The 7,991-nt window shown below is 66.8% G+C and carries 6 protein-coding genes; 2 read left to right on the forward strand and 4 right to left on the reverse strand.

Annotated features, from left to right (window positions below; translation table 11 throughout):
• Positions 1-127: 127 nt before the first annotated feature.
• Positions 128-928, forward strand: a complete 801-nt coding sequence (locus tag O0J15_RS06735) for a MipA/OmpV family protein (RefSeq protein ID WP_308305349.1) — start codon at positions 128-130, stop codon at positions 926-928.
• 39 nt (positions 929-967) lie between these two features.
• On the opposite strand, the gene O0J15_RS06740 is transcribed toward O0J15_RS06735, so the two are convergent.
• The 3 genes from O0J15_RS06740 to O0J15_RS06750 form a co-directional block, all read right to left on the reverse strand.
• Positions 968-1,552: a hypothetical protein gene (locus O0J15_RS06740; protein WP_227844783.1), complete on the reverse strand. Its 585-nt coding sequence runs from the start codon at positions 1,550-1,552 to the stop codon at positions 968-970.
• Between the two features lie 54 nt (positions 1,553-1,606).
• Positions 1,607-4,192, reverse strand: coding sequence for an ATP-dependent chaperone ClpB (gene clpB, locus O0J15_RS06745; RefSeq protein WP_155030007.1), 2,586 nt, complete (start codon positions 4,190-4,192; stop codon positions 1,607-1,609).
• A 181-nt stretch (positions 4,193-4,373) separates the two neighbouring features.
• Positions 4,374-5,195, reverse strand: a complete 822-nt coding sequence (locus O0J15_RS06750; protein ID WP_308305350.1) for a DUF3014 domain-containing protein — start codon at positions 5,193-5,195, stop codon at positions 4,374-4,376.
• 169 nt (positions 5,196-5,364) lie between these two features.
• On the opposite strand from O0J15_RS06750, the gene O0J15_RS06755 reads away from it, so the two are divergent.
• Positions 5,365-6,075 carry a glutathione S-transferase gene (locus O0J15_RS06755; RefSeq protein ID WP_164145450.1) on the forward strand — a complete coding sequence of 237 codons (711 nt, stop codon included), beginning with the start codon at positions 5,365-5,367 and terminating at the stop codon, positions 6,073-6,075.
• Between the two features lie 165 nt (positions 6,076-6,240).
• On the opposite strand, the gene O0J15_RS06760 is transcribed toward O0J15_RS06755, so the two are convergent.
• Positions 6,241-7,851, reverse strand: coding sequence for a hypothetical protein (locus tag O0J15_RS06760; RefSeq protein ID WP_164145451.1), 1,611 nt, complete (start codon positions 7,849-7,851; stop codon positions 6,241-6,243).
• Positions 7,852-7,991: the final 140 nt, after the last annotated feature.

Raw genomic sequence — 7,991 nt, forward strand, 5'->3', positions numbered from 1 at the left:
CAATTACAGTTGATTACAACTCCCGCACAACTGCGGACGGATCGGTCGCCGGCGTATCGCCACGCTAGCGACCCTGCAGCACTCGCCGGATGCGCGCGCTGCCTTCCTCCCATTGTCGAGAGTTTCCATGTCCCAGCTTCGCCGTTCCCCCGCCCTGCTCTGCCTGGCCCTGTTGCCGCTGTTCGCCGCACCGATCGCCTACGCCAGGGATGACCACTGGACCTTCGAGCTCGCTGCCGGCGGTGGCGTGGCGCCGCGCTACAGCGGCAGCGAGGAGTATCGTGCGACGCCGTCGTTGTCCTTTGATGTCACCTCGCCGGGTGGATGGTTTCTGGGCACCAGTGGCATTGGCTGGGGCACCTCCATCGGCGAGCACACCCGCGTGCGCGCGTATGTCGGCGCCAGCGGCATCCGCAAGGAAAAGGACTCGCTGCTCGGCGGTTCCGACTTCCTGCGCGGCATGGGTGATATCGATACCCGTCCCCTGGTCGGCGTCTCGGCTGGTTATACGCTGGGCGAAGCCGTGCTGAGCGGCTCCTGGCAGTTCACCCGCAAAGACGAGGACAAGGCCGAGAACGGCCTGGCCACCCAGCAGATCCATCTGAACCTGAGCATGCCGCTGTTCGACCTGGCCGGCGGCGTGGTCAGCGGCAGCGTGTCCGCCGACTACGGCAACCGCGGCTACATGCAGACCTGGTACGGCGTCAGCCCGGAACAGGCGGCGCGTACCGGCTTTGCCGAGCACAAGCCAAAGGCCGGCCTGGTCAGTGCCGGTGTCGGCCTGAAGTGGAGCCACCGCGTGGGCCGCAACGGCAACTGGTACATCTCGGCCGAAGGCACGCGCCTGCTCGGTGATGCCGCCGACAGCCCGATCGTGCAGAAGGCGAACCAGTTCGGCGTGATGAGCGGCTATACGCACCGCTTCTGATGCATGAAGGGCGCCGCTGGGCGCCCTCTTCTGCTGCGATCAGCGGCAGGCCGGGGCGTCGCCGCTGCCGCACAAGCCAACCTCGCGCAGCCAGCCGATCCACTGCACGACGTCGTCCTTCTCCGGTTCGGCGCGGAACGACTTCTGCACGGTGTGGAAGCCCTGCCTGCCCTGCATGCCCTTGATCCAGGTGAACTCCGGTTTGCCGGTGCCGGGGTTCAGCGGGCAACTGAGCATCAGCAGCGCGAATGGCCGTCCGCCCTCCTCGCCTTCGCGGATCCAGTGGCTCTGCGCAGCCGGACAGGCCATGCGCCACCCCGCCTCGATGATGCCGAGGAACTCGCGCGGACTCACATGGCCACTGTTCGGCGCATCGTTGACGGTGACCATGTCGGTCCAGTCCTGCACCGTCTGGCCCTGCGGCACGTACTCGGTGATGCGATTGCCTTGTGCGTCGGTGCTCTGGTGGGCCTGCTGGTAACCCTTCATCGGCGGCAGCTGGACCTGTTCGACGGCTGCGGCGTGTCCAGCAACTGCAGCGAGCGCCAGCGCCACGCAGAGTGAAACCCTGCGGGTAACGTCCATGCGGTTCTCCTCGTCCTTGCGAAAGTAAAACGGGATCATTGTGCCTTGCTGAGGCTTTGGTGGCGCGCCAGCCATGGCAGGCGCGCCACCGGTTCAGGCCTTGGCGAAGACCAAATGCCCACCCTCATTGCCGACTTCGATGGTGTCACCGTTGACGAACGCGCCGGACAGGATCTGCTGCGCCAGCGGATTCTCCAGCTGCGACTGGATCGCGCGCTTCAGCGGGCGCGCGCCATATACCGGATCGAAGCCGACGTTGCCGAGCAGATCGAACGCCGCATCGGAGACCGACAGCTTCAACCCGCGCTCGGCCAGGCGCTTCTCCAGCCCGCGCATCTGGATGCGCGCGATCTGCTTGATCTGCTGCTTGTCCAGCGGGTGGAACACCACGATGTCGTCCAGGCGGTTGATGAACTCCGGACGGAAGTGCGCCTGCACCACGCCCATCACCGCCGCCTTCATCTGCGTGTAGGCCTCCGGACTGTCGTCGGCGCTCATGTCCTGGATCTGGTGCGAGCCCAGGTTCGAGGTCATCACGATGACGGTGTTGCGGAAGTCCACGGTGCGGCCCTGGCCGTCGGTCAGGCGGCCATCGTCCAGCACCTGCAGCAGGATGTTGAACACATCCGGATGCGCCTTCTCCACTTCGTCCAGCAGGATCAGCGAGTACGGACGGCGACGCACGGCCTCGGTCAGGTAGCCACCTTCCTCGTAGCCGACATAGCCCGGAGGCGCGCCGATCAGGCGCGCGACGCTGTGCTTCTCCATGAACTCGCTCATATCGATGCGGATCATCGCGTCGGCACTGTCGAACAGGAATTCGGCCAGCGACTTGCACAGCTCGGTCTTGCCGACGCCGGTGGGGCCGAGGAACAGGAACGAGCCGGCCGGACGGTTCGGATCGGACAGGCCTGCACGCGAGCGGCGCACGGCATCGGAGACGACCTTGATCGCTTCCTCCTGGCCGACCACGCGGTTGTGCAGCACCTCTTCCATGCGCAGCAGCTTGTCGCGCTCGCCTTCGAGCATCTTGTTGACCGGGATGCCGGTCCAGCGCGAAACGACCTCGGCGATCTCCTCGTCGGTCACGCGGTCCTGTACCAGCTTGAAGTCCTTGTGCTCGGCTTCCTGGGCCGCGGCCAGCTGCTTTTCCAGCTGCGGCAACAGGCCGTACTGGATCTCGCTCATCTTGGCGAAATCCTGGCGGCGCTGCGCGGCCTCCAGCTCCAGCTTGGCCTGCTCGACCTGTTCCTTGATCTTGGTTGCGCCCTGCAGCGCGGCCTTCTCCGACTTCCAGATTTCATTGAGATCGGAGAACTCGCGCTCCAGCGCATCGATGTCCTTCTCCAGATCGGCCAAGCGCTGCCGCGAGGCTTCGTCCTTCTCCTTTTTCAGCATCTCGCGCTGGATCTTCAGCTGGATCACCCGGCGTTCCAGGCGATCCAGCTCCTCCGGCTTGGAGTCGATCTCCATGCGCAGGCGTGAGGCGGCTTCGTCCATCAGGTCGATGGCCTTGTCCGGCAGCTGGCGGTCGGTGATGTAGCGGTTGGACAGCGTGGCTGCAGCCACGATGGCCGGGTCGGTGATTTCCACACCGTGGTGCACGGCGTACTTTTCCTTCAGCCCGCGCAGGATCGCGATGGTGTCCTCCACCGACGGCTCGCCCACGAACACCTTCTGGAAGCGGCGCTCCAACGCGGCATCCTTCTCGATGTACTTGCGATACTCGTCCAGCGTGGTCGCACCGATGCAATGCAGCTCGCCACGCGCCAGGGCCGGCTTGAGCATGTTGCCGGCATCCATCGCGCCATCGGCCTTGCCGGCACCGACCATGGTGTGCAGTTCGTCAATGAACAGGATGATCTGTCCTTCGTTCTTGGCCAGGTCGTTGAGCACGCCCTTCAGGCGCTCCTCGAATTCACCGCGGAACTTGGCGCCGGCGATCAGCGCGCCCATGTCCAGCGACAGCACGCGCTTGCCGCGCAGGCCTTCGGGCACTTCGTCATTGATGATGCGCTGGGCGAGCCCTTCCACGATTGCGGTCTTGCCCACGCCGGGTTCGCCGATCAGCACCGGGTTGTTCTTGGTCCGGCGCTGCAGCACCTGGATCGTGCGACGGATTTCCTCGTCACGGCCGATCACCGGATCGAGCTTGCCGCTCTCGGCACGCGCGGTCAGGTCGATGGTGTACTTCTCCAGCGCTTGCCGCTGTTCCTCGGCATTCTCCGACTGCACGTTCTCGCCGCCACGCAGCTTGTCGATCGCAGCCTGCAGGCGGGTCTTGTCGGCACCGGCGGCGCGCAGCGCCATGCCCAGCGTGCCGCCGTCTTCCAGCGCCGCGAGCACGAACCACTCGCTGGCAATGAAGGCATCGCCGTGCTGCTGGGCCAGCTTGTCGGTCTGGTTCAGCAGGCGCCCCAGGTCATTGCCCATCGAGACGTTGCCGGCCTGGCCGGACACCTTCGGCAGTGCATCCAGCGCCTCGGTCAGGCGCTCGCGCAGCACCGGCACGTTCACCCCGGCCTGGGCCAGCAGCGGGCGCGTGCTGCCGCCCTGCTGGTCCAGCAACGCGCTGAACAGGTGAACAGGTTCGATGATGCTGTTGTCGCGGCCCACGGCCAGCGACTGTGCGTCTGCCAGCGCCTGCTGGAAACGCGAGGTGAGCTTGTCCATCCGCATTGCGAATCCTCATCGGTCATCAGGGCCGGCCCGCGCCGGCGATGCTGGGAAGATGCGGTTGCCCCGCCCCGTTTCAAGGGTGGCTGCGACTGCACCCCGAGGCCAGTCAGCCTGCGGCCAGCATGCCGGAGCGCGTGTGGTCGGCGCGTTGATCCCGATCAGTTCCGCACGGTGGACGGGCTCAGCGGGTGATCGCGCTGCGGATCGCCCGCAGCTGCTGCTTGATCGCCCGCGCCTGTGCAGGATCCATGCGTAGCAGGGCCTTCTGCCCGATCGAGCGTGACTGCAGGGTGGGATCGACGAAGCGGTAACGGCCGCGCTCATCGCGCTGCACCAGAGGCGCCTGGGCCAGTTCCGGGGTCTCCAGCAGATGGTCGATCACCGCGACCAGGCGATCATTGAAATATCCGTCGGGCCGGCCCAGGTCGACGTAGGCCTGCTGGATCAACGGATAGAAGCGCTTGTACGCCGTAGCCGTTGCCGCTGGATCCAGCGCAGTGAAGGCCTGCACATAGGGCGCGTAACGCGCCGAGTTGCTTGCCGCGATGCGTTCCCCGCCCTCGCCATGCTCGACCTGCAGGTTGCCCGGCAGCGGCCGTGCGGCCAGCACCGTCGGCGGCACGCTTGGTTTGTCCAGGTTGTCGACCTGGGTGACCAGGCGCTGGATCAGGTGATCGCGCAGCAGCAGGGTCATCGGGCCCTCGCCCTGGAACAGCTGGCTCAATGCGCCCCAGGCAGCCGCATCACTGTCGGCCAACTTGGGCAGCGCCGGGTCAGCGGCGGCCTCGGTGTCCAGCGGATGCCTGATCGGCGGCGGTGCTGGCGCGGGGTCCGCGGCCGCCTGCGGTTGCGGCGCTGCGCTGGTGCTGGCGGGGGTTGAGTGCACCGGCACCGAAACACCGTCTGCCAGGTGCCTCAGCTGATCGCGGAACAACCAACCGCCCGCGCCGCCGATCACCACCACACCCAGCACCCAGGGCCATACCGCCTTTGCACTCTGCATGATGCAGCACCTCGTTTCACACCCATGGAGAAGGTGTGACCCCACCGGTTCCAGCCGGTTCCCCGCCTGTTCCGCTGCCGTTCGGCTTCGCCCTGCGCCAAAGCCGCGCTCACGCCTGCTTTGCATGCCGCGCGCGAGGCTGGGGGCCTTGTCCTGCGGAGACACTGCCATGCAGTATGCGCTGTATTACTGGACCGGCATCCAGGGCCGGGGCGAGTTCGTGCGGCTGGCGCTGGAAGATGCCGGCGCCGACTACATCGACATGGCGCGGGTGCACGGCGATGCGGTGATGCAGCCATTCCTGGATGGCAGCAGTGACGGGCCACAGCCCTTTGCACCGCCGTTCCTGAAGGCCGGCCGCCAGGTCATCGCGCAGGTCGCGGCGATCCTGGATTTCCTCGGTCCGACGCTGGACCTGGTGCCACAGGCGGCCTCGCGGCGGATGCAGGCGTTGCAACTGCAGCTGACCATCGCCGACCTGGTGGCCGAGGTGCATGACACTCACCATCCGATCGCCGCATCAAAATACTACGAAGAGCAGAAGACCGAGGCCAAGGCACGTGCCGCGTCGCTGCGCAGCGAGCGCCTGCCGAAGTTCCTGGGCTACTTCGAACGGGTGCTGGCCGCCAACGGTGGCCGCCATGCACTGCGCGAGCATTCGTACGTGGATCTGTCGCTGTTCCAGCTGCTGATTGGGCTGGACTACATGTTTCCACGCCGCATGCAGGCACTGGCGTCCACCCTGCCCCTGCTGCGCGCGCTGCAGGCGCGGGTGGCGAAGCGGCCGAACATCGCCGCCTATCTGGCCTCGGAACGACGTCTGGCGTTCAACACGAATGGCATCTTCCGCCACTACCCGGAGCTGGACGCCGAACGGTAGTGCCGGCCGCTGGCCGGCAGAGCGCGCTGTAAGCATTCGCCGCCTGCAACACGCCCCTGTAGGGCCGAGCCATGCTCGGCTCAGAGCAGCCGAGCGCAGGCTCGGCTCTACAGAGCACCAGAAGTGGAAGGAGCGGTAGCGCCGGGCCATGCCCGGCGTCACCGGTCAATGATCGGTGCGATCAGCCAGCGGTTGCACCGGCTGCTTCTGCAGCGACAGCAGGCCCAGCAGCACCGCCAGGGCCACGTAGGCGCCGGCAAACTGCAAACTGATGATGCGCGCCAATCCTTCCAGGTCCCACGGCAGGTAGATGCCGCCGCGCGGATCCACCGAGTGGATCAGCCCGAACAGTGTCAGCAACGCAGCCACCAGCAGGAACCCGCAGGCACGGCGCAGGCGGCCATCGACCATCGCCGCCACCGCCGAAATCCACAGCATCGAGGTGATGATGAAGCCGTTGCCGAGAGTGAAGATCACCGCCAGCTCCGGCAGGCCGTGGCCGTCGAGCTTGGTCAGCAGCTGCGGCAGCTGGTCCGGTGCGATCCAGCCCGGCGCCTTGATCGCCAGCAGGTAGGCCACCGAAGGCAGGAAGCCGAATACCATGGCACCGCTATGGTGACGCGGCGTAGCCTGGAACGCCTGGGTGGTGATGTCGATGGCCACGTACACGATGATCGGTGCCAGCACCGCCAGCGGCAACCACTGCACCAGCCCGGAGATGATACCGAGCATGCCGCCGATGCCGACGAACAGGCCGGTCAGCAGCGTATAGCCGCTGCGCGCGCCCATGTGCTTGTAGGCGGGCTGGCCGATGTACGGCGTAGTCTGCGCGACGCCGCCACACACACCGGCCACCAGCGTGGCCACCGCTTCCACCAGCAGGATGTCGCGGGTGCGGTAGTCGTCACCGGCTGCGCGCGCGCTTTCGGATACGTTGATGCCACCAACCACCATGAGCAGGCCGAACGGCAGCAGCAGCGGCAGGTAGGTCATCGCGGTGGGCAGGCCGTCGAGGAAGCCCAGCGTCGGCAGCGGCAGCACCACCTGCGGTGGCACCCACTCCGGTACATGGAAGCCGGGTGCGCCCAGCCCGGCCAGGCCGAGGCCGTAATACAGCACGGTACCGAACACGAAGGCCAGCAGCACGCCCGGGCCACGCACCGGCAGTTTGCCCTTGGCGATCAGCACGTACAGCAGCAGGCCCAGCGTGGTGAAGCCGACCAGCGGCGAGCGCAGCGTTTCCAGCAGCGGCAGCAGGCCCATCAGCACCAGCGCGATGCCGGCGATGGAACCCAGCAGCGCGGCACGCGGCAGGGCGCGGGTGACCGCTTCACCGAAGAACGACAGCACGAACTTGAGCACGCCCATGATGACCAGCGCGGCCATGCCCAGCTGCCAGGTGGCGATGCCCGCCGCGTGCGGGTCCATGCCCTGCTGCTTGAAAGCGATGAAGGCCGGGCCAAGCACCAGCAGGGCCATGCCGATGCTGGTCGGGGCATCCAGGCCGAGCGGCATGGCGGTGACGTCGTCACGGCCGGTACGCGCGGCGAGCCGGCGTGCCATCAGGGTGTACAGCAGGTTGCCGATCAGCACGCCGAAGGCGGTGCCGGGGAACATGCGGCCGAACACCACGTCGGCGGGGAACTGGAAGATCCCGACCAGAGCCATGGCGATGAAGCCGAGGATGGAGAGGTTGTCGACGACCAGGCCGAAGAAGCCGTTGAAGTCGCCGGCGACGAACCAGCGACGCGGTGCGGCGGAAGCGGGAGCGGACATGGAAGGGGCGGTGGGGGTGGGGACCGCCGATGGTAGGCCCAGCGGCGCCTGGGCGCCAATTCCGTCGTGGAATGATGGGTTCCAGCCAACGGCGGGGCCCCTCGTGGCTGGGTTGGTCGCGGACAGCGGACCTCAGGGGG

It is taken from the genome of Stenotrophomonas sp. Sm10 (assembly GCF_030985515.1).
Taxonomy (GTDB): domain Bacteria; phylum Pseudomonadota; class Gammaproteobacteria; order Xanthomonadales; family Xanthomonadaceae; genus Stenotrophomonas; species Stenotrophomonas hibiscicola.